18 protein-coding genes are annotated in these 19,603 nt (G+C 73.1%); 12 read left to right on the top strand and 6 right to left on the bottom strand.

Annotated features, from left to right (window positions below):
* Positions 1-169 precede the first annotated feature (169 nt).
* Genes GXB85_RS09145 through sdhC form a run of 4 tightly spaced genes read right to left on the bottom strand, consistent with a single transcriptional unit; the run spans position 170 to position 3,658 of the window.
* Complete coding sequence (locus GXB85_RS09145; protein ID WP_161917345.1) at positions 170-997, bottom strand: succinate dehydrogenase iron-sulfur subunit; 828 nt, start codon at positions 995-997, stop codon at positions 170-172.
* Complete coding sequence (gene sdhA, locus GXB85_RS09140; protein WP_161917344.1) at positions 997-2,775, bottom strand: succinate dehydrogenase flavoprotein subunit; 1,779 nt, start codon at positions 2,773-2,775, stop codon at positions 997-999. Before sdhA ends, GXB85_RS09145 begins: the two co-directional genes overlap by 1 nt.
* A 38-nt stretch (positions 2,776-2,813) precedes the next feature.
* Complete coding sequence (locus GXB85_RS09135; protein ID WP_161917343.1) at positions 2,814-3,275, bottom strand: succinate dehydrogenase hydrophobic membrane anchor subunit; 462 nt, start codon at positions 3,273-3,275, stop codon at positions 2,814-2,816.
* Positions 3,275-3,658 carry a succinate dehydrogenase, cytochrome b556 subunit gene (gene sdhC / locus GXB85_RS09130; RefSeq protein ID WP_161917342.1) on the bottom strand — a complete coding sequence of 128 codons (384 nt, stop codon included), beginning with the start codon at positions 3,656-3,658 and terminating at the stop codon, positions 3,275-3,277. Before sdhC ends, GXB85_RS09135 begins: the two co-directional genes overlap by 1 nt.
* A 238-nt stretch (positions 3,659-3,896) precedes the next feature.
* Here sdhC and GXB85_RS09125 point away from each other — a divergent pair, with 238 nt between their 5' ends.
* The 12 genes from GXB85_RS09125 (at position 3,897) to GXB85_RS09070 (ending at position 16,912) form a co-directional block, all read left to right on the top strand.
* On the top strand, positions 3,897-5,018 hold the full coding sequence (locus tag GXB85_RS09125) for a mannose-1-phosphate guanylyltransferase (protein ID WP_161917341.1): 1,122 nt from the start codon (positions 3,897-3,899) through the stop codon (positions 5,016-5,018).
* A 95-nt stretch (positions 5,019-5,113) separates the two neighbouring features.
* Positions 5,114-6,340, top strand: a complete 1,227-nt coding sequence (locus tag GXB85_RS09120; protein ID WP_161917340.1) for an amidohydrolase — start codon at positions 5,114-5,116, stop codon at positions 6,338-6,340.
* Between the two features lie 210 nt (positions 6,341-6,550).
* Positions 6,551-7,672 carry a BMP family ABC transporter substrate-binding protein gene (locus GXB85_RS09115; protein ID WP_161917339.1) on the top strand — a complete coding sequence of 374 codons (1,122 nt, stop codon included), beginning with the start codon at positions 6,551-6,553 and terminating at the stop codon, positions 7,670-7,672.
* Positions 7,673-7,810: 138 nt separating this feature from the next.
* Positions 7,811-9,382 (top strand): ABC transporter ATP-binding protein, encoded by a 1,572-nt coding sequence (locus GXB85_RS09110; RefSeq protein WP_161917338.1) that lies wholly within the window; start codon positions 7,811-7,813, stop codon positions 9,380-9,382.
* Entirely contained in the window at positions 9,379-10,614 is a 1,236-nt protein-coding gene (locus GXB85_RS09105; protein WP_370524113.1) for an ABC transporter permease, read from the top strand. Before GXB85_RS09110 ends, GXB85_RS09105 begins: the two co-directional genes overlap by 4 nt.
* A complete protein-coding gene (locus GXB85_RS09100; protein WP_161917337.1) occupies positions 10,611-11,894 on the top strand; it encodes an ABC transporter permease in 1,284 nt (427 codons plus the stop codon). Before GXB85_RS09105 ends, GXB85_RS09100 begins: the two co-directional genes overlap by 4 nt.
* 7 nt (positions 11,895-11,901) lie before the next feature.
* Positions 11,902-12,306 (top strand): cytidine deaminase, encoded by a 405-nt coding sequence (locus GXB85_RS09095; RefSeq protein ID WP_161917336.1) that lies wholly within the window; start codon positions 11,902-11,904, stop codon positions 12,304-12,306.
* Entirely contained in the window at positions 12,303-13,604 is a 1,302-nt protein-coding gene (locus GXB85_RS09090) for a thymidine phosphorylase (protein ID WP_161917335.1), read from the top strand. Before GXB85_RS09095 ends, GXB85_RS09090 begins: the two co-directional genes overlap by 4 nt.
* Positions 13,605-13,617: 13 nt before the next feature.
* On the top strand, positions 13,618-14,619 hold the full coding sequence (locus tag GXB85_RS09085; protein ID WP_161917334.1) for a hypothetical protein: 1,002 nt from the start codon (positions 13,618-13,620) through the stop codon (positions 14,617-14,619).
* 119 nt (positions 14,620-14,738) lie between these two features.
* Positions 14,739-14,963 carry a hypothetical protein gene (locus GXB85_RS09080; protein ID WP_161917333.1) on the top strand — a complete coding sequence of 75 codons (225 nt, stop codon included), beginning with the start codon at positions 14,739-14,741 and terminating at the stop codon, positions 14,961-14,963.
* A 34-nt stretch (positions 14,964-14,997) separates the two neighbouring features.
* Positions 14,998-16,128 carry an adenosine deaminase gene (locus GXB85_RS09075; RefSeq protein WP_161917332.1) on the top strand — a complete coding sequence of 377 codons (1,131 nt, stop codon included), beginning with the start codon at positions 14,998-15,000 and terminating at the stop codon, positions 16,126-16,128.
* Positions 16,129-16,138: 10 nt separating this feature from the next.
* Positions 16,139-16,912, top strand: coding sequence for a glycerophosphodiester phosphodiesterase (locus tag GXB85_RS09070; protein ID WP_161917331.1), 774 nt, complete (start codon positions 16,139-16,141; stop codon positions 16,910-16,912).
* Here the strand turns inward: GXB85_RS09070 and GXB85_RS09065 are convergent.
* Complete coding sequence (locus tag GXB85_RS09065) at positions 16,909-18,708, bottom strand: phospho-sugar mutase (protein ID WP_161917330.1); 1,800 nt, start codon at positions 18,706-18,708, stop codon at positions 16,909-16,911. The two genes, GXB85_RS09070 and GXB85_RS09065, sit on opposite strands and share 4 nt — an antisense overlap.
* Positions 18,708-19,541, bottom strand: coding sequence for a purine-nucleoside phosphorylase (locus GXB85_RS09060; RefSeq protein WP_161917329.1), 834 nt, complete (start codon positions 19,539-19,541; stop codon positions 18,708-18,710). The genes GXB85_RS09065 and GXB85_RS09060 overlap by 1 nt, the downstream gene beginning before the upstream one ends.
* Positions 19,542-19,603 lie beyond the last annotated feature (62 nt).

The following is a 19,603-nucleotide window of genomic DNA, read 5'->3' as shown; positions in this document are numbered from 1 at the left end:
GTTCTCGGGCCGACACGCGGCGAGAAGGGTCAGCTTCGCTCCACACCGGCTGGGAATGCTCCACACGAGCTCGGAACGCTCCACGCGGGTCCGGAACGCTCCAGGCGGGTCCGGAACGCTCCGCACGTGCCCGGAGCGCTGCGCGTGGGCGGGGGAGAGGGTGGTCGGGTCAGAACGCGCGGGTGATCATCGCGCGCTTGACCTCCTGGATCGCCTTGGTGACCTCGATGCCGCGCGGGCACGCCTCGGTGCAGTTGAAGACCGTGCGGCAGCGCCACACGCCCTCCTTGTCGTTGAGGATCTCGAGGCGCTGGGCCCCGCCCTCGTCGCGGCTGTCGAAGATGAACCGGTGCGCGTTGACGATCGCGGCGGGGCCGAAGTACTGGCCGTCGGTCCAGAACACCGGGCACGACGACGTGCAGGCGGCGCACAGGATGCACTTCGTCGTGTCGTCGTAGCGCTCGCGCTGCTCGGGGGACTGGATCCGCTCGGCCGACGGCGCGTTCCCGCCCGTGATGAGGAACGGCATGATCTCCCGGTAGGACGCGAAGAACGGCTCCATGTCCACGACCAGGTCCTTGATCACGGGCAGGCCCTTGATCGGTTCGATCGTGATCGGCTTGCTCGGGTCGAGGTCCTTGAGGAGCGTCTTGCAGGCGAGCCGGTTGCGACCGTTGATGCGCATCGCATCCGAGCCGCAGATCCCGTGCGCGCACGAGCGACGGAAGGTCAGCGAGCCGTCGACCTCCCACTTGACCTTGTGCATCGCGTCGAGCACGCGGTCCGTACCGTACGCCGTGACCGTGAACTCCTCCCAGTACGCCTCGGGCTCGTCGGCGTCCGGGTCGAAGCGGCGGATCCGCAGGGTCACGTCGAAGCTGGGCACGGCGCCCGCGCCGCCGCTCGCGTCAGCGGCCTGCGGCTCGCGCTCGTCGGTGCCTCCGGGCGTGCCCTCGGCCGAGCCCGTCTCGGGTGCGATCTCGTTCGTCTGCGCCATCAGTACTTGCGCTCCATGGGCTCGTAGCGGGTCATGGTCACCGGCTTGGTGCCGAGCTCGATCGTCGTCGAGCCGTCCGCACCCCGGCGCGCGTACGCCAGGGTGTGCTGGAGGAACCTCTCGTCGTCGCGCGTCGGGAAGTCCTCACGGAAGTGCCCGCCCCGCGACTCCTCGCGCGCGAGAGCGCCCTCGACCACGACCTCGGCGAGGTCGAGCAGGAACCCGAGCTCGACCGCCTCGAGCAGGTCGGTGTTGAAGCGCCGGCCCTTGTCCTGGACGCTCACGGCCGCGTAGCGCTTCTTGAGCTCGGCGATGTCGGCGCGCGCCTGCTCGAGCGAGGTCGCGGTGCGGAACACCTGCGCGTTCGCGTCCATCGTCTCCTGCAGCGCGCGCCGTACGTCGGCCACGCGCTCGCCCGCCGCGCGATCGCGCATCCGCTCGATCTCGCCGACGACGTACGCCTCGGGCTCCTCCGGCAGGTCGACCCACTCGGCCGTGGTCGCGTAGGCCGCCGCCGCGATGCCCGCACGCTTGCCGAAGACGTTGATGTCGAGCAGCGAGTTGGTGCCGAGGCGGTTGGCGCCGTGCACCGACACGCAGGCGACCTCGCCCGCCGCGAAGAGCCCGCCGACGACGTCCGTCGCGTTGCGCAGCACCTCGGCGTCGATCGTGGTGGGCACCCCACCCATCGCGTAGTGCGCGGTGGGGTACACGGGCACGGGCTCCGTGTAGGGCTCCACACCCAGGTAGGTGCGCGCGAACTCGGTGATGTCCGGCAGCTTCGCGTCGATGTGCGCCGGCTCGAGGTGCGTGAGGTCGAGCAGCACGTAGTCCTTGTCGGGACCGCAGCCGCGGCCCTCGCGCACCTCGTTGGCCATGGCCCGCGCGACCATGTCGCGTGGAGCGAGGTCCTTGATCGTGGGCGCGTACCGCTCCATGAAGCGCTCGCCCTCGCTGTTGCGCAGGATCCCGCCCTCGCCGCGGGCGGCCTCGGACAGCAGGATCCCCAGGCCGGCGAGACCTGTCGGGTGGAACTGGAAGAACTCCATGTCCTCGAGCGGGATGCCGCGGCGCAGCGCGAGGGCCATCCCGTCACCGGTGAGGGTGTGCGCGTTCGACGTCGTCTTGAAGATCTTGCCTGCACCGCCGGTCGCGAAGACGACCGACTTGGCGCGGAACACGTGGATCTCGCCGGTCGCGAGCTCGTACGCCACGACCCCGCTCACCTTGACCTCCTCACCTGCGGGCACGTCGCCGCCGGCGAGGTCGTGGGTGAGCAGCACGTCGAGCACGTAGAACTCGTTGAAGAACGCGACGTCCTGCTTGACGCACTGCTGGTACAGGGTCTGCAGGATCATGTGGCCCGTGCGGTCGGCCGCGTAGCACGAGCGGCGTACGGCGGCCTCGCCGTGGTTGCGCGTGTGGCCACCGAACCGGCGCTGGTCGATCCGCCCCTCGGGGGTGCGGTTGAAGGGCAGGCCCATGCGCTCGAGGTCGAGGACCGCGTCGATGGCCTCCTTGGCCATGACCTCGGCGGCGTCCTGGTCGACCAGGTAGTCACCGCCCTTGACGGTGTCGAACGTGTGCCACTCCCAGTTGTCCTCCTCGACGTTGGCGAGGGCCGCGCACATGCCGCCCTGCGCCGCGCCGGTGTGCGACCGCGTCGGGTAGAGCTTGCTGATCACCGCGGTGCGGGCCCGCGTCGAGGACTCGAGCGCGGCACGCATGCCTGCGCCACCCGCGCCGACGATGACGACGTCGTACTGGTGGGTCTGCATCAGGTCTTCGTTCCTTGTCGTCGTGCGGCGTGGGGTGGTCAGGCCTCGCAGAACGAGGGCAGCAGGTCGGCGGGGGAACCCGCGGGGCACGGGTCGAAGGTGAAGATCACCAGGGTGCCGAGCACCACGACCACGACGAAGGAGAGGTACAGCGCGGACTTGAGCACCACGCGCGTGCCGGTGCGCTCGGCGTAGTCGTTGATGATCGTCCGCACGCCGTTGGTCCCGTGGATCATCGCGAGCCACAGCATCAGCAGGTCCCAGACCTGCCACAGCGGCGAGGCCCACTTGCCCGCGACGAAGCCGAAGTCGATGGCGTTGATGCCCTCGCCGTCGATGAGGTTCATGAACAGGTGGCCGAAGATCAGCACGAGCAGGACGACGCCCGAGGCGCGCATGAACACCCAGCCGTACAGCTCGTAGTTCGTGCGCGTGGTGCGGCGTGAGCGCGGGCTGCGCGGAGCCGCGACCGCGGGGGCCTGCGTGGCGAGCTGGGACATCAGTGCCCACCTCCGAAGACGTTCATGAGGTGGCGCGGGAGGAACCCGGCCATGGTCACGACGAAGAGGCCGATGACGACCCACAGCATCACGCGCTGGTAGCGCGGGCCCTGGGACCAGAAGTCGACGAGCATCACGCGGACGCCGTTGAACGCGTGGAACACGATCGCCGCGACGAGCCCCGCCTCACCGATGCCCATGATCGGGTTCTTGTACGTGCCGATGACGGCGTTGTACGCCTCCGGGGAGACCCGCACGAGGGACGTGTCGAGCACGTGGACCAGGAGGAAGAAGAAGATGAGGAAGCCGGTCACCCGGTGGGCGACCCACGACCACATCCCCTCGCGGCCGCGGTAGAGCGTGCCGGCCGGTGCCTTGGACACTTGGTGATCCTCCCGCCACGTCGACGACGACCGCCGTCGACCTCCGGCGGGTCGTCCCGGGCTCAGGCTCCGGGGACCGGCCGCGTCGCACGGTCTGTCTCACTGTACGGTCCGACTCTAGCCGCGGCCCCGGCCGTGATCGGGTCCGCGCAAGGGTCCTGGGTCCCCGTGACCGGCCCTTTGTGACCAACGCCACAGGCCCGCCACGAGCATCGGGAGGGGCTGGCAGGATCGCGGCATGAGCCGTTCCGCGCCGCCCCGACCGATCCCCGGTTTCCGTGCCGTGGTGCCGGCCGGAGGTGCCGGCACCCGTCTGTGGCCCCTCTCGCGCGCGGGTGCACCCAAGTTCCTGCACGACCTCACGGGCACGGGCCGCAGCCTGCTCCAGGCGACCGTCGACCGGCTCACCCCGCTCGCGGGGCCCGACGGCGTGCTCGTGGTCACCGGTGAGCCGCACGTCGCGGCGGTGCGTGCCCAGCTGCCCGGGGTCGCGCCCGCGGCCCTGCTCGCCGAGCCGTCGCCGCGCGACTCGATGGCGGCGATCGGCCTCGCCGCGGCCGTGCTCGCCGAGCGCGAGGGCGACGTCGTGCTCGGGTCCTTCGCGGCCGACCACGTGATCTCGGGGGACGGCTTCGCCGGCGCGGTGCGCGAGGCCGTCGAGGCCGCGCGCGCGGGAGACGTCGTCACGGTCGGGATCCGGGCGACCGGCCCCTCGACGGCCTTCGGGTACGTACGGGCGGGTGCGCCCCTCGGCCGTGCGGGCGCGCCGTCGGCGCACCGGTGCGCGGGATTCACGGAGAAGCCCGACGCGCGCACGGCCGCCGAGTACCTCGCGACGGGCGAGTACCGCTGGAACGCCGGCATGTTCGTGGTCCGCACGGACGTGCTGCTCGGCCACCTGGCGCGGCTGCAGCCGACGCTGCACGACGGTCTGCGTGAGGTCGCCGCCGCATGGGACGGGCCGCACCGCGGCGAGGTGCTCGCGCGCGTCTGGCCGGGCCTGACGCGGATCGCGATCGACCACGCGATCGCCGAGCCCGTCGCGGCGTCGGGCGGTGTCGCCGTGGTGCCGGGGGACTTCGCGTGGGACGACGTGGGTGACTTCGACGCGCTCGCGCGCCTGCTCGAGCCGGGGGACGACGGGGTGCGCGTGCTCGGCGCCGGGGCCGCCGTGCTCGCGCGGGAGTCCGACGGGGCGCTCGCCGTGCCCGGGGAGCGGACGGTGGCGCTGCTCGGCGTCCCGGACGTCGTGGTGGTCGACACACCCGACGCCCTGCTCGTGACGACGCGCGCCCGCGCGCAGCAGGTCAAGGAGGTCGTCGACGCGCTGCGTTCGCGGGGGCGGGACGACCTGCTCTGACGTGCCGACCCGGTCCTGGGCGCTCGCGCGTGCCAAGGCCGGGCGTCGGACAGGCTGCGCCTGCCGGGGTGCACGGCCGCAACTAGGCTCGGCCCGTGCCCGATCCCCTCGCGACCCCTGAACGGATCAACCAGCTGGTCGAGGAGCTCGTCCCTGAGCTCGTCGAGCTGCGCCGCGACCTGCACGCCCACCCCGAGGTGGGACGCACCGAGCGGCGCACCACCGACCTCGTGGCGGAGCGGCTGCGCGCCGCCGGCCTGAGCCCTCACCCGCTGCCGGGCACGGGGCTGGTGTGCGACCTCGGTCCCGGACCCGTCGAGACCGGACGCCGGCGGATCGCGCTGCGGGCCGACCTGGACGCGCTGCCCGTCGCCGACTCGTGCGGCGAGCCGTGGCAGGCGACGTCGGGCAAGGCCCACGCGTGCGGGCACGACGTCCACACCGCCGTCGTGCTGGGTGCGGGACTGGTGCTCGCGCGCCTGGCCGACGACGGCGCGCTGCGCACGGGCGTGCGGCTCGTGTTCCAGGCGGCCGAGGAGCTCCAGCCCGGGGGCGCCCTCGACGCCTTGGACGCGGGGGCCATGGACGGGGTCGCGCAGGTCTACGCGGTGCACTGCGACCCCAAGCTCGACGTCGGTCACGTCGGCACGCGCATCGGCCCCATCACGTCGGCCTCGGACGCGGTCACGGTCGCGGTCACCTCGCAGGGCGGCCACACCTCGCGCCCCCACCTGACCGGCGACGTCGTCTTCGCGCTCGGCCAGGTCATCACGCAGGTGCCGGCGGTGCTCGGTCGCCGCCTCGACCCGCGGGCCGGGGTCAACCTGACCTGGGGGCAGGTCCAGGCGGGCTCGGCGCACAACGCGATCCCCGCGACCGGCGCCGTGCGCGGCACGCTGCGCTGCCTCGAGGCCCGCGCGTGGGAAGAGGCTGCCAAGGTGCTGCGCGAGGCGGTCGAGCACGCGGTCGCCCCCTACCGGGTCGAGGTGGACGTCCAGCACCACCGCGGCGTCCCTCCCGTCGAGAACGACGCCGTCGCGACGCGCCTGCTCGACGCGGCCGCGCGCGACGTGCTGGGCGGCGACGCGGTCGCCCTGACGGAGCAGTCGCTGGGCGGCGAGGACTTCGCGTGGCTGCTCACCCGTGCGCCGGGGGCGATGGCGCGGCTCGGCACGCGGCGGCCGGGGGGTCGCACGTACGACCTCCATCAGGGTGACTTCCGCGTCGACGAGCGCGCGATCGGCGTGGGGGCCCGGGTCCTGGCGCGGACGGCGGTGCTCGCGGGCAGCGCCGACCGGGAGGGGCACGCCGCCCCCGCCTGACCACGCGTGGACGCTTCTCACCCGTGACCTCGGTCCCGATGACGTCGCGGGGGCCCGGGCATGATTCCGGTTGCGTAACAACCGCTCGTGACGTACCCGCGGGTAACACCGACGACACCGCACGGGGATTACTGTGCGGGTACACCGAGCCGACCACCGGCGACGTACCCCGAGCCGGCACCCGGCGCACGACTCAACAGGAGTGACGACGTGAACAGAGTGACTCGAGCAGCGGCTCTCGCCGCGGCGACCGCGCTGGCCCTGGCCGCGTGTGCTGCGGCCCCCGACGAGGAGTCGGAGGAATCGCCCGAGGCCGGTGGCGAGTCCACCGGTGAGATGGTCGACTACACCGCCTGCATGATCTCGGACGAGGGCGGCTGGGACGACGCGTCGTTCAACGAGTCGGGCTTCGAGGGTCTGCAGCGTGCCGGCGACGAGCTGGGCATCGAGACCAAGGACGCCGAGTCGACCGACCCGGGCCAGTACGCGAGCAACGTCGACGCGATGGTCCAGGAGGGCTGCGACCTCATCATCGGCGTCGGCTTCGCGCTCGAGGACGCCATCGAGGCGGGTGCCCAGGCGAACCCCGACATCAACTTCGCGCTCATCGACTCCGCGTTCAGCGACACCGAGTTCAACCCGGTGACGTACGACAACGCCAAGCCGCTCCTGTTCAACACGCAGGAGGCCGCGTACCTCGCCGGCTACATGGCCGCAGGTGTCTCCGAGACGGGCACCGTCGCGACCTACGGCGGTCAGCCGTTCCCGTCGGTCACCATCTTCATGGACGGCTTCGCCGACGGCGTGGCGCGCTACAACGAGGACAACGGCACGAACGTCCAGGTGCTGGGCTGGGACAAGGAGGCCCAGAACGGCTCGATGATCGGCAACTTCTCCGACACCGAGGCCGGCCGCACCACCACCGAGCAGTTCATCGCCTCGGGTGCGGACGTCATCCTTCCCGTCGCGGGCCCCGTCGGTGCCGGCACGCTCAACGCCGCGTCGCAGGCCGAGGGCGTCAAGGTGATCTGGGTCGACTCCGACGGCTACCTCCAGCCGGCCAACGAGGAGAACAAGGACCTGATCCTCACGTCGGTCATGAAGCTGATCGGCAACGCCGTCTTCGACACGATCGAGAACGCCGTCAACGGCGAGTTCGACGCGACGCCGTACGTCGGCACGCTCGAGAACGGTGGCGTGGACCTCGCCCCGCTGCACGACTTCGAGGGCCAGGTGGACGAGGAGCTCGTCGCCGCCGTCGACGACCTCAAGCAGCAGATCATCTCCGGTGAGCTCGTGGTCGAGTCCCCCTCGGCCACGCCCACCGAGTGATCGCAGGTCGCAGGACCTCGGTCCGATGACCGCCCCGGTGGCCCGGGTGCGTGCTCCACGCACCCGGGCCACCGGCCTGCACGACCCCCGACGGCCGGGCCGCCGCCGGGCCGCACCGCACGTGGAGGCGACGACGCCGTGAAGCTGGAACTGAGAGGGATCACCAAGCGGTTCGGTCCGCTGGTGGCCAACGACCACATCGACCTCACCTTCGAGCAGGGCGAGATCCACGCCCTCCTGGGTGAGAACGGTGCGGGCAAGTCGACCCTCATGAACGTCCTGTACGGGCTCTACGACCCGGACGGCGGCGAGATCCTCGTCGACGACGCCCCCGTGCGCTTCGAGGGGCCGGGCGACGCGATGGCGGCCGGCATCGGCATGGTGCACCAGCACTTCATGCTCATCCCGGTCTTCACGGTGGCCGAGAACGTCGTGCTCGGCCACGAGCCCACCAAGGGCGGCGCGGGGATCATCGACCTCGCCGAGGCCCGGCGCCTGGTGCGCGAGATCTCGGACCGGTTCGGCTTCGACGTGGACCCGGACGCGCTCGTCGAGGACCTCCCGGTGGGCGTGCAGCAGCGCGTCGAGATCATCAAGGCCCTGTCGCGCGACGCCAAGGTGCTCATCCTCGACGAGCCCACGGCCGTGCTGACGCCGCAGGAGACCGACGAGCTCATCGGCATCATGCGCCAGCTGCGCGCCGCGGGGACCTCGATCGTCTTCATCACCCACAAGCTCCGCGAGGTCAAGGCCGTCGCGGACAAGATCACCGTCATCCGGCGCGGCAAGGTGGTCGGCACCGCGAGCCCGAAGGACTCCGAGGCCGAGCTCGCCTCGCTCATGGTGGGGCGCTCGGTGGTGCTGGGCGTCGACAAGGCGCCCGCCCGCCCGGCCGACGTGGGCCTCGCGGTCCGGGGCCTGACGGTGATCGACGAGCGCGGCGCGCGCGTGGTCGACGACATCAGCTTCGAGGTGCACCGCGGCGAGATCGTGGCGCTCGCGGGCGTCCAGGGCAACGGTCAGTCCGAGCTCGCCGAGACCCTGCTGGGCCTCATGCCCGCGACCGGCGGCTCGATCACCCTCGACGGCGCCGAGCTGCTGGGCCGCTCGGTCGACGACGTGCTGCGTGCGGGTGTCGGCTTCGTGCCCGAGGACCGCAGCACCGACGGCCTGATCTCGACCTTCTCGATCGCGGAGAACCTCATCCTCGACCTGCACGACCAGGCGCCCTACGCGCGTGCCGGCTCGCTGAGCCCGTCCAGGGTCGCGGCGAACGCCGAGCAGCGCGTGGGCGAGTTCGACATCCGCCTGACCTCGGTGCAGGACCCGATCAGCACGCTCTCGGGCGGCAACCAGCAGAAGGTCGTCCTCGCGCGCGAGATGTCGCGGCCGCTGCGCCTCCTCGTCGCGTCACAGCCCACGCGCGGCCTCGACGTGGGATCGATCGAGTTCGTGCACAAGCGGATCGTCGCCGAGCGCGACAAGGGCACCCCGGTGCTCATCGTGTCCACCGAGCTCGACGAGGTGCTCGCGCTCGCCGACCGGATCGCCGTGATGTACCGCGGCCGCATCATCGGCGTGGTCCCGGGCGGCACCGACCGCGACGTGCTCGGGCTCATGATGGCCGGCGTCCCCGCGGAGACCGCGCACAAGGACGCCGCCGCGCACCACACCACGCTCGGTGCGGCAGACCTGGAGGAGCAGCAGTGAGCAGCACCGGAACCGTCGTCACGCCGCCGGCCGAGCCCTCGCGGGCTCCCGAGGACGAGCGACCCAGCTACCTCCAGCAGGTGCTCGACTCCTCCTGGATGATCATCCTGTCCGCGATCGTCATCGCGCTCGTCGCGTCGTCGGTGCTCATCGCCGCCGCGAACGCGGAGGTCCAGGAGGCCGCGACCTACCTGTTCGCGCGCCCCGGGGACTTCTTCGGCGCGGCATGGGACGCGATCTACTCGGCCTACTCGGCGCTGTTCCGCGGCGCGATCTTCGACTACCAGGCCGACGGGCTGCGCAGGATCCGCCCGATCACCGAGACGATGCTCGCGTCGACGCCGCTGATCCTCGCGGGCCTCGGCCTCGCCATCGGCTTCCGCTCGGGCCTGTTCAACATCGGTGCGCAGGGCCAGGTGCTCATGGGCGGGGCCGCCGCGACCTGGATCGCGATCACGTTCCAGGCGCCGGTCGTCGTGCACGTGGTGCTGGCGTGCCTCGCCGCCGTCGTGGTCGGTGGGCTCTGGGCCGGCATCGCCGGCTTCCTCAAGGCCAGGACCGGCGCGAACGAGGTGATCGTCACGATCATGCTCAACTCGATCGCCGTCTTCCTCGTCTCCTACCTGCTCACCACGAGCGTCCTCGCCGGTGGCGGCTCACGGCCCATCTCGCCGCCGGTGGGCCCCAACGCGCAGCTCCCGTTGGTGCTCGGTCCGCCGTTCCGCCTGCACTGGGGCTTCATCGTCGCGCTCCTCGCCGCGGTGGGCGTGTGGTGGCTGCTCGAGCGCTCGGTGCTCGGCTTCCGCTTCCGCGCGGTGGGCGCCAACCAGGAGGCCGCGCGCACCGCGGGCATCCGCGTCAACCTCATGTTCGTCCTGGTCATGATCACGGCCGGGGCCCTCGCGGGCCTCGGTGGTGCGACCCAGATCCTGGGGACCGACAAGACGCTCCAGGCCAGCAGTGCGGGCTCGATCGGGTTCGACGCGATCACCGTGGCGCTGCTGGGCCGCTCGACGCCGCTCGGCACCGTGCTGGCCGCGCTGCTCTTCGGGGCGCTGCGCGCCGGGTCACCGCTCATGCAGACCTCGGCGAACACCCCGATCGACATCGTGCTGGTCATCCAGGCGTCGATCGTCCTCCTCATCGCGGCACCGCCGCTCGTGAGGTCGCTGTCCCTCGTCCACGGCATCGCGAAGTGGACCGGCCGGTCCGGCAAGGAGGCCCGCGCATGAGCACCCAGACCACGACCCTGGACGCCCCGGGCGCCCAGCTCGTCCAGCAGCGGATCGCCTGGCGCACGCCGGTCATCTACCTCGTCGTGGGCGCGCTCGCCTTCGTCTTCTTCGGGCTGCTCACCTCGGCCGACGAGGTCACCCGGTTCACCGTCTCCACGAGCCGCGACTTCGTCACCATCAGCCCGTTCGCCGTCCCCTCCAAGCTCGTCGGTCTGGTGCTCTCGGTCGCGGCCCTCGGCCTCGCGGGGTGGGCCACCTACCTGACGCGCGAGCGGCGCAAGGTGCCCACCTGGGTGCCGATCACGTTCGGCGGCCTCGTCCTGCTCGCCTTCCTCGTGTGGGTGATGGCAGGCAACGGCAACGCGCTGCCGCTGACCCTGCTGCTCACCGGAGCACTCGTGCTCTCGGCGCCGCTCGTGTTCGGCGCACTCGCCGGTCTGCTGTGCGAGCGCTCGGGCATCATCAACATCGCGATCGAGGGGCAGCTGCTCGCGGGCGCGTTCCTCGCCGTCGTCGTGGCCAGCATCACCGGCAACCCGTACGCGGGGCTCGTCGCGGCGCCGGTCGCGGGGGCGCTCGTGGGCGGCGTCCTGGTCATGTTCGCGGTGCGCTACTGGGTGGACCAGATCATCGTCGGCGTCGTGCTCAACGTGCTCGTCATCGGCGTGACGAACTACCTGTTCTCGACGGTGCTGACGCAGAACCCGCAGGCCCTCAACAACCCGCCGCGCCTGCCCACGTTGCCCATCCCGGTGCTGTCGCAGATCCCGGTGATCGGGCCGGTCCTCTTCAACCACTCGCTCGTCATCTACCTCATGTACGCGGCGGTGGCCGTGCTCCAGGTCATGGTGTTCCGCAGCCGGTGGGGCCTGCGCATGCGGTCCGTCGGCGAGCACCCGAAGGCGGCCGACACGGTGGGTATCAAGGTCAACCTCACGCGCGTGAAGAACACCGTGCTGGGTGGCGCCGTCGCCGGCCTGGGCGGCGCGGCCCTCGTGGCGGCTGGTCTGGCCTTCACCAAGGAGCTCACGTCGGGCAAGGGCTACATCGCCCTCGCCGCGATGATCCTCGGGCGGTGGAGCCCGAAGGGCGCCCTCGCGGCCGCCCTGCTGTTCGGCTTCGCCGACTCGCTGCGGCAGGTGCTCGGGAACCTGGGCTCGCCCGTGCCGAGCCAGTTCCTGTCGATGCTGCCCTACCTCGCGACGATCTTCGCCGTCGCGGGCCTCGTCGGCCGGGTGCGTCCGCCCGCCGCCGAGGGCAAGCCCTACGTCAAGTGAGCAGGTCATGACCACACCCGAGATCGACTGGGACGCCCTGCGTGCGGCCGCGCGCGACGTGATGCGCACGGCGTACGCCCCGTACTCGAACTTCCCCGTCGGCGCCGCGGCCCTCGTGGACGACGGCCGCGTGGTCGTCGGTTCGAACGTCGAGAACGCGTCGTACGGCGTGGGCCTCTGCGCCGAGTGCTCCCTCGTGGGCGCGCTGCACACCTCGGGCGGTGGTCGTCTGGTCGCGTTCGCGTGCGTCGACCGGCACGGCAACGCCCTGATGCCGTGCGGGCGGTGCCGTCAGCTGCTCTGGGAGCACGGCGGCGCGCCGCTGCTCGTGGACACCGTGAGTGGCATCAAGCCGATGACCGAGGTGCTGCCCGACGCCTTCGGACCCGACGACCTGGTGGAGCGCGCATGAGCACGCACGAGGCGCACGACGCCGTCGACGTCATCCGGACCAAGCGGGACGGTGGTCGGCTGAGCGACGCCCAGGTGGACTGGGTGGTCGACGCCTACACCCGCGGCGTGGTCGCCGACGAGCAGATGTCGGCGCTCGCGATGGCGATCCTCCTCAACGGGATGGACCGGGCGGAGATCTCGCGCTGGACCGCGGCCATGATCGCGTCCGGTGAGCGGATGGACTTCTCGTCGCTGTCCCGCCCCACCGCGGACAAGCACTCGACGGGCGGCGTGGGTGACAAGATCACCCTCCCGCTCGCGCCGCTGGTCGCCGCGTGCGGCGTGGCCGTGCCCCAGCTCTCGGGACGCGGCCTCGGCCACACGGGTGGGACCCTCGACAAGCTCGAGGCGATCCCTGGCTGGCGCGCCGCGCTGAGCAACGACGAGATGATGCGGCAGCTCGAGGACGTCGGGGCCGTGATCTGCCAGGCGGGCTCGGGCCTCGCCCCCGCCGATCGCAAGCTCTACGCGCTGCGTGACGTCACCGGGACGGTCGAGGCCATCCCGCTCATCGCGAGCTCGATCATGAGCAAGAAGATCGCCGAGGGCACGGGTGCCCTCGTGCTGGACGTCAAGGTGGGCTCGGGTGCCTTCATGAAGGACGCCGAGCGCGCGGGTGAGCTCGCACGCACCATGGTGGCGCTCGGCACCGACGCGGGTGTCCACACCGTCGCGCTCCTCACGGACATGTCGACCCCGCTCGGCCTCACGGCGGGCAACGCGCTCGAGGTGCGCGAGTCCGTCGAGGTGCTCGCGGGCGGCGGCCCGCAGGACGTCGTGGACCTCACCCTCGCGCTCGCACGCGAGATGCTCGCGGGTGCCGGCAGGGGAGACGTCGACCCGGCCGACGCGCTGCGGGACGGACGCGCCATGGACGCGTGGCGGCGCATGATCGCCGCCCAGGGAGGGGACCCGGACGCGCCCCTGCCTGTCGCGCGCGAGACCGAGCACGTGCTCGCCCCGGCCGACGGCGTGCTCCTCGAGCTCGACGCGCTCGCCGTCGGGGTCGCCGCCTGGCGCCTCGGCGCCGGCCGTGCCCGCAAGGAGGACCCGGTGCAGGCCGGTGCAGGCGTCGAGCTGCACGCCAAGCCGGGGACCGTGGTGCGCGCCGGGGAGCCGCTCATGACGCTGCACACCGACACGCCCGAGCGCTTCGCGCGGGCGCGCGAGGCTCTCGCCGACGCCGTCGCGATCGCCCCCGAGGGTTCGCGCCCGGCCGACCGTCCGCTCGTCATCGACAGGGTCGCCGCCGGCTGAGACACTCACGGGCATGGCTCAGGGGGCGGGCAGCGCGCACCGTGCGTCGCTGCAGCTGACGACGGTCCTGCGCCGGCTCGGCCACGGCCCCGGCGTCGCGGACCCGCCGGCCGTGCGCGCCGCGGCCGAGCCCGAGCCGCACGTGGTGCGTGCCACGGCCGCACGTGCGCTGACCCTGCTGCCGACGGGCGCCCGCGACCGCGTCGAAGCGCTGACGGAGGCCTCAGCCGCGGCGGGTGACACCCGCGGCTCCGAGGTGCTCGCGCGCACGCTCGCGGCGACGTGGTCGCTCACGGCGGTCGCCGAGCTCGCCGGCCGCTGGGCGGGGCTCGACGGCCCGACCCGCCGCGCGGTGCACGACCCGGTGGCCGCTCTCGCGCACCACGGGCGTCAGAGCGACGGGACGACGTGCGGCCCGGCGGTCCTGACGATGCTCGCGGCCGCGGGCGACCCCGCGCTCGCGCTCTGGCTCGCCACGGGTGAGCTCGTGCGCAGCGGTCGGCCTCCCGAGCTCGCCGGCGCCCCGCAGGCACGGCTCGACACCCTGCGCGAGGCGCCGCCCGCGCGACGTTTCGCGCCCGTCCAGCGCGTGCTGCACCGTCGCAGCTGCGCACGGTCGCTGCTCGGCCTCACGTGGCCCGGGGCGCTCGGCACGCCGCCGTGGGGGGCGGCGCGCGAGGCCAGGTTCGCCGGGGTCGCCTTCACGCACGTCGCGGTCGCCGACACGGACGTCGTCCACCTGCGGGCCGTGCTGGACGCGGTGGTGGCCGCGGTCGACCGCGGGGTCCCGGTGCCGCTCTACAGCGGCGGCGACCTGCGAGACGGTCCGTGGGGCGCGGTGCCCCGGCACGTCGTGCTCGTGGTGGGTCGCGACGGCGACACCCTCGTGGTCTGGGAGCCCTCGGCGGGACGCGTGCTCAGGGTCCGCCGCGCGGCGCTCGAGCGCCCCACCGTGCCGTCGCCCGCCCTCGGCCGCTGGCGGCACGTGACGTGGGCGGTCCTGCCCGTCCTGTGATCCCCGGGAACGGTCCCGGTGGCCTCCACCCTCGGCTGGCGGCGCCTCCCCGACGGCGACACGATGGGGCCGGGCCCGTGGGACGCAGGCACGGGCGCCGTGAGGAGAGAGGAGCGACCATGAGCACCACACCGGGTGACGACACGTGGGCCGACGCAGGGCTCGTGCCGCCGGACAGCAGCGAGGTGCAGGACCCGAGCCGCTCGACCGTGCCCGTCGAGGCGGAGCACCAGCCCGCCGCCCCTCGTCCCGACCTGCGCGACGAGGCCGCGGAGCCGGACGTCGTCGAGCAGGCGCAGACCCTGCCGGAGGACGAGACCGACGACTACCCCTCGGGCGAGTGAGCCCCGGGGGCCCCGGGCCGCTAGCGTGTGCGCCATGAGTCGTGCGCTGCCGTTGAGCCCCGAGACGATCGCCGACCTGCCGAAGGTCGTGCTGCACGACCACCTGGACGGCGGGCTGCGGCCGGCGACGATCGTCGAGCTCGCCGCCGAGGTGGGCCACGAGCTGCCCAGCACCGACGCGGACGAGCTCGGCCGCTGGTTCGTCGAGGCCGCGAGCTCGGGCTCGCTCGAGCGCTACCTCGAGACGTTCGACCACACGATCGCGGTGATGCAGACCGCCGATCACCTGCGTCGCGTCGCCCGCGAGTCCGTCGTGGACCTCGCGGCCGACGGCGTCGTGTACGCCGAGCAGCGCTATGCGCCCGAGCAGCACCAGCAGCGCGGGCTCGAGCTGCAGGAGGTCGTCGACGCGGTCCAGGCGGGGCTCGACGAGGGTGTCGCCGAGGCCGCCGCGCAGGGCCGCTCCATCCGTGTCGGTCAGCTCGTGACCGCGATGCGGCACGCCGATCGTGGTCACGAGATCGCCCGCCTCGCGCTCGCGAACCGTGACCGCGGCGTGCTCGGCTTCGACATCGCCGGTGCTGAGGCAGGTTTCCCGCCGTCACGTCACCACCGGGCGTTCGCGACGCTCCGCCGCGCGAGCTTCCCGGTGACCGTGCACGCCGGCGAGGCCGCGGGGGTCGAGTCGATCGAGGAGGCCCTCCACGTGGGCGGCGCGCTGCGTCTCGGTCACGGCGTGCGCATCGTGGAGGACATCACGTTCGGCGAGCCCACCGAGGCGGATCCGGACGGCCTCGAGCACGCGCGCCTGGGCGTGGTCGCCCACTGGGTCCGCGACCAGCAGGTGCCGCTCGAGGTCTGCCCGTCGTCGAACGTCCAGACGGGTGCGGCCGAGTCCGTCGCGCGGCACCCGATCTCGCTGCTCGCACGCCTCGGCTTCGCGGTCACCGTCAACACCGACAACCGGCTGATGTCCGGCACGTCGATGACCACGGAGATGACGCGCCTGGTCGAGGAGGCGGGGTGGACCCTCGCGGACCTGCGCGAGGCCACGGTCACCGCGGCACGTGCCGCGTTCCTGCACCACGACGAGCGCGAGGTCCTCGTCGCCGAGCAGGTCCTGCCAGGCTGGACGGCACCCGGCTCGGGTCGCCACCGCGCCTGAGCCCGGCGCCATGGCCTACCTGGACCACCCCGGTCCGGTCGCGCTCGCCCACCGCGGCTTCTCGGCCGAGCACCCCGAGAACTCGATGGCCGCGTTCGAGGCGGCCGTACGCCTCGGCTTCACCTACGTCGAGACGGACGTCCACGGCACGGCCGACGGTGTCGCCGTCGCCTTCCACGACACGACGCTCGACCGCGTGACGGACGCGCGCGGCGCCGTGGCCGAGCTGCCGTGGTCGCGGGTCCGCACGGCCCGCATCGCGGGTACCGAGCCCGTGCCACGGCTCGACGAGCTCCTCGACGCGTGGCCCGACCTGCGCGTCAACATCGACGTGAAGGCCGCGTCGGCCGTCCGGCCCACGATCGAGGTGGTCGAGCGCACGCGCGCGCACGACCGCGTGTGCATCGCGTCCTTCTCGGACGCACGGCGCCGCGCCGTCGTCGGTGCGCTCTCCCGTCCCGTGGCGACCTCGGCGGGCAACCGGGTGACAGCGACGTTCCTCGCGCTCGCGCGGACGGGCGTGACACCCGGGGTGCGTCGCGCCCTGCGGGACGTGGCGTGCCTGCAGGTGCCAGAGAGCGCCGGGCGGGTACGCGTCGTCTCGGAGCGCACCGTCGAGGCCGCGCACCGCGCGGGCGTGCAGGTGCACGTGTGGACGGTCAACGAGGCCGCGGACATGCGCCGCCTGCTCGACCTCGGGGTCGACGGGCTCGTGAGCGACCGCGCCGACGTGCTCCGTGAGGTGCTCCGCGAGCGCGGGCAGTGGCCTTCCGAGTCCGCCTAGAGGCCGAGGGCGCCCGCGACGTCGGCGCGCACCGCGTCGAGGCGCTCGCGGGCAGCGCGCCGCGCGGCCCCCACCCGATCGCCGTCGTCGGCGGAGGCCGGCACGTCCACGACCACCTCGAGGTAGCACTTGACCTTGGGCTCGGTCCCGCTCGGGCGCACGACGACGCGCGTGTCGTCCTCGGCGAGCAGGAGCAGGCCGTCCGTCGGTGGCAGCCCGTCGGGCTCGTCGAGGTTCCCGACGGACAGGTCCCGGACCTCGACGACGTGTGACCCGGCGAGCGTCTGCGGGGGCGAGGTCCGCACCCGGTCCATCGTGGCCGGGATCTGGCCGAGGTCGGTGAACCGTGCCGAGAGCTGGTCCGTCAGGTGCAGCCCGTGCTCGAGCGCGAGGTCGTCGAGCAGGTCGACCAGCGTGCGGCCCTCGGCCTTGACGCGTGCCGCGAGCCCCGCGAGCAGCAGGGCGGCGCTCAGACCGTCCTTGTCACGGACCGTCGCCGGGTCGACGCAGTAGCCGAGGGCCTCCTCGTACCCGAAGACGAGACCCTCGACGCGCGAGATCCACTTGAACCCGGTGAGTGTCGCGCGGTGGCGGAGCCCGTGCGCTGCGGCGATCCGCCCCAGCAGGCGCGACGAGACGATCGAGCTCGCGAGCACGCCGTCGGGCCGTGCCTGCGCGACGCGTCGGGCGACGTCCTCGCCCAGCAGGGCGCCCACCTCGTCACCGTGGAGCATGCGCCAGCCGCCCGCGGCGGCCGACCCCTCGCCCCGGTACGAGGCCGAGCGCGGGTCGCGCACCGCGACGGCGCAGCGGTCGGCATCCGGGTCGTTCGCGAGCACCAGGTCCGCGTCGACCTCCTCCGCGAGCGCGAGCGCCAGGTCGATCGCGCCCGGCTCCTCGGGGTTCGGGAAGGCGACGGTGGGGAATCGCGGGTCGGGCAGGGCCTGCTCGGCGACGAAGTGCAGGTCGGTGAAGCCCGCACCGCGCAGCACGAGCTCGGCGACGTGACCACCCACGCCGTGCAGCGGCGTCACGACCACACGCAGGTCGCGCGGTGCGCCGGGCTCCGCGAGCGCGCCGACCGCGGTGAGGTAGGCGTCGAGGACCTCCTCGCCGAGCACGGTCCAGCCGCCCTCGGAGCGGGGGACGGACGCGACGGACTCGACGGCGGCGATGCGCTCGGCGATCTCGGCGTCGTACGGCGGCACGATCTGCGCGCCCTGACCGCCGTCGGTCACCACGCGGCCGCCGAGGTAGACCTTGTAGCCGTTGTCCTGCGGCGGGTTGTGGCTCGCGGTGACCATCACGCCCGCGTCCGCACCCAGGTGACGCACCGCGAACGCGAGCACCGGGGTGGGCAGGGGAGAGGGGAGCAGGAGGGCGTGGCCGCCCGCCGCGGTGACGACCGCCGCGGTGTCGGCCGCGAACACGTCGGAGTTGAAGCGGGCGTCGTAGCCGATCACGACGCGCGGGCCCTCGACGTCGATCCCGCCGTCCGCGCGGACGGCGCTCAGCGCGTCCCGCAGGTAGTGCACGAGTCCGGCGGCCGCGCGGATCACCACGGCCCGGTTCATGCGGTGCGGACCTCCGCCCAGCGCGCCGCGCAGGCCGGCGGTGCCGAACTCGAGCGGGCCCGAGAACCGGTCCGCGAGCTCGTCCTGCGCCGCACGGGCGAGGCCCTCGTCGTCGTCCTCGGCCGTCGCGAGCAGCATGCGAAGATGCTCGGCGGTCTGCGGGTCGGGGTCGTCGTCGGCCCACGCGCGGACCTGGGCCGCCAGGGTCGGGTCGAGCGCCATCAGATCCGCCCCACGATCTCGGCGAGCAGCCGGCTGATCCGGCCCGCGGCCGCCTGCCCGGCCTCGATGACCTCGGCGTGCGACAGCGCCTCGTCGCCCACGCCCGCGGCGAGGTTCGTGACCAGCGAGATGCCGAGCACCTCGAGCCCCACGTGGCGGGCCGCGATCGCCTCGAGGGTCGTCGACATGCCGACGAGGTCGGCGCCCATGCGGCCCGCCATCGCGACCTCCGCCGGCGTCTCGTAGTGGGGCCCGGGGAACTGCGCGTAGACGCCCTCGGCGAGGGTCGGGTCGACCTCGTGCGCGATCGCGCGCAGCCGCGCCGCGTACAGGTCCGTGAGGTCGACGAACGTCGCGCCCTCGAGCGGTGAGGTGGCGGTCAGGTTGAGGTGGTCCCGGATCAGGACGGGCGTGCCCGGTGCCCAGCTCGGGTCGAGCCCGCCGCACCCGTTGGTCAGCACGATCGCGCGTGCTCCCGCCGCCGCTGCGGTCCGCACGCCGTGGACGACGCGTCGCACGCCACGCCCCTCGTACAGGTGCGTGCGCGAGCCGAGCACGAGCGCGTGACGCTCGCCGTCGTGCAGGCGGACCGAGCGCATGGTCCCGACGTGACCCTCGACCGCGGGCGCGCTGAACCCGGGGATCTCGTGGCTCGGCACCTCGGCGACCGTCTCGCCCAGGAGCTCGGCCGCACCGCCCCAGCCCGAGCCGAGCACGAGCGCGAGGTCGTGCCGTGCGACACCCGTCCGCGCGGCGATCGCCTCGGCCGCCGCGCGGGCGACCTCGAGCGGGTCGGTGGTGGGGTCGTCCAGGTCAGGGGCGTGCGTGGTCATGGGGCGAGGTTAACCGGGCGCGCACCCCGACGCAGGTACGTTGGGCCCGACGGGCGCCGCCG

Source organism: Cellulomonas sp. APG4, assembly GCF_009996735.1.
Classification (GTDB): Bacteria; Actinomycetota; Actinomycetes; order Actinomycetales; family Cellulomonadaceae; genus Actinotalea.
Note: the sequence above shows the minus strand (reverse complement) of the source record. Positions and strands in the feature narration are given on the sequence as shown.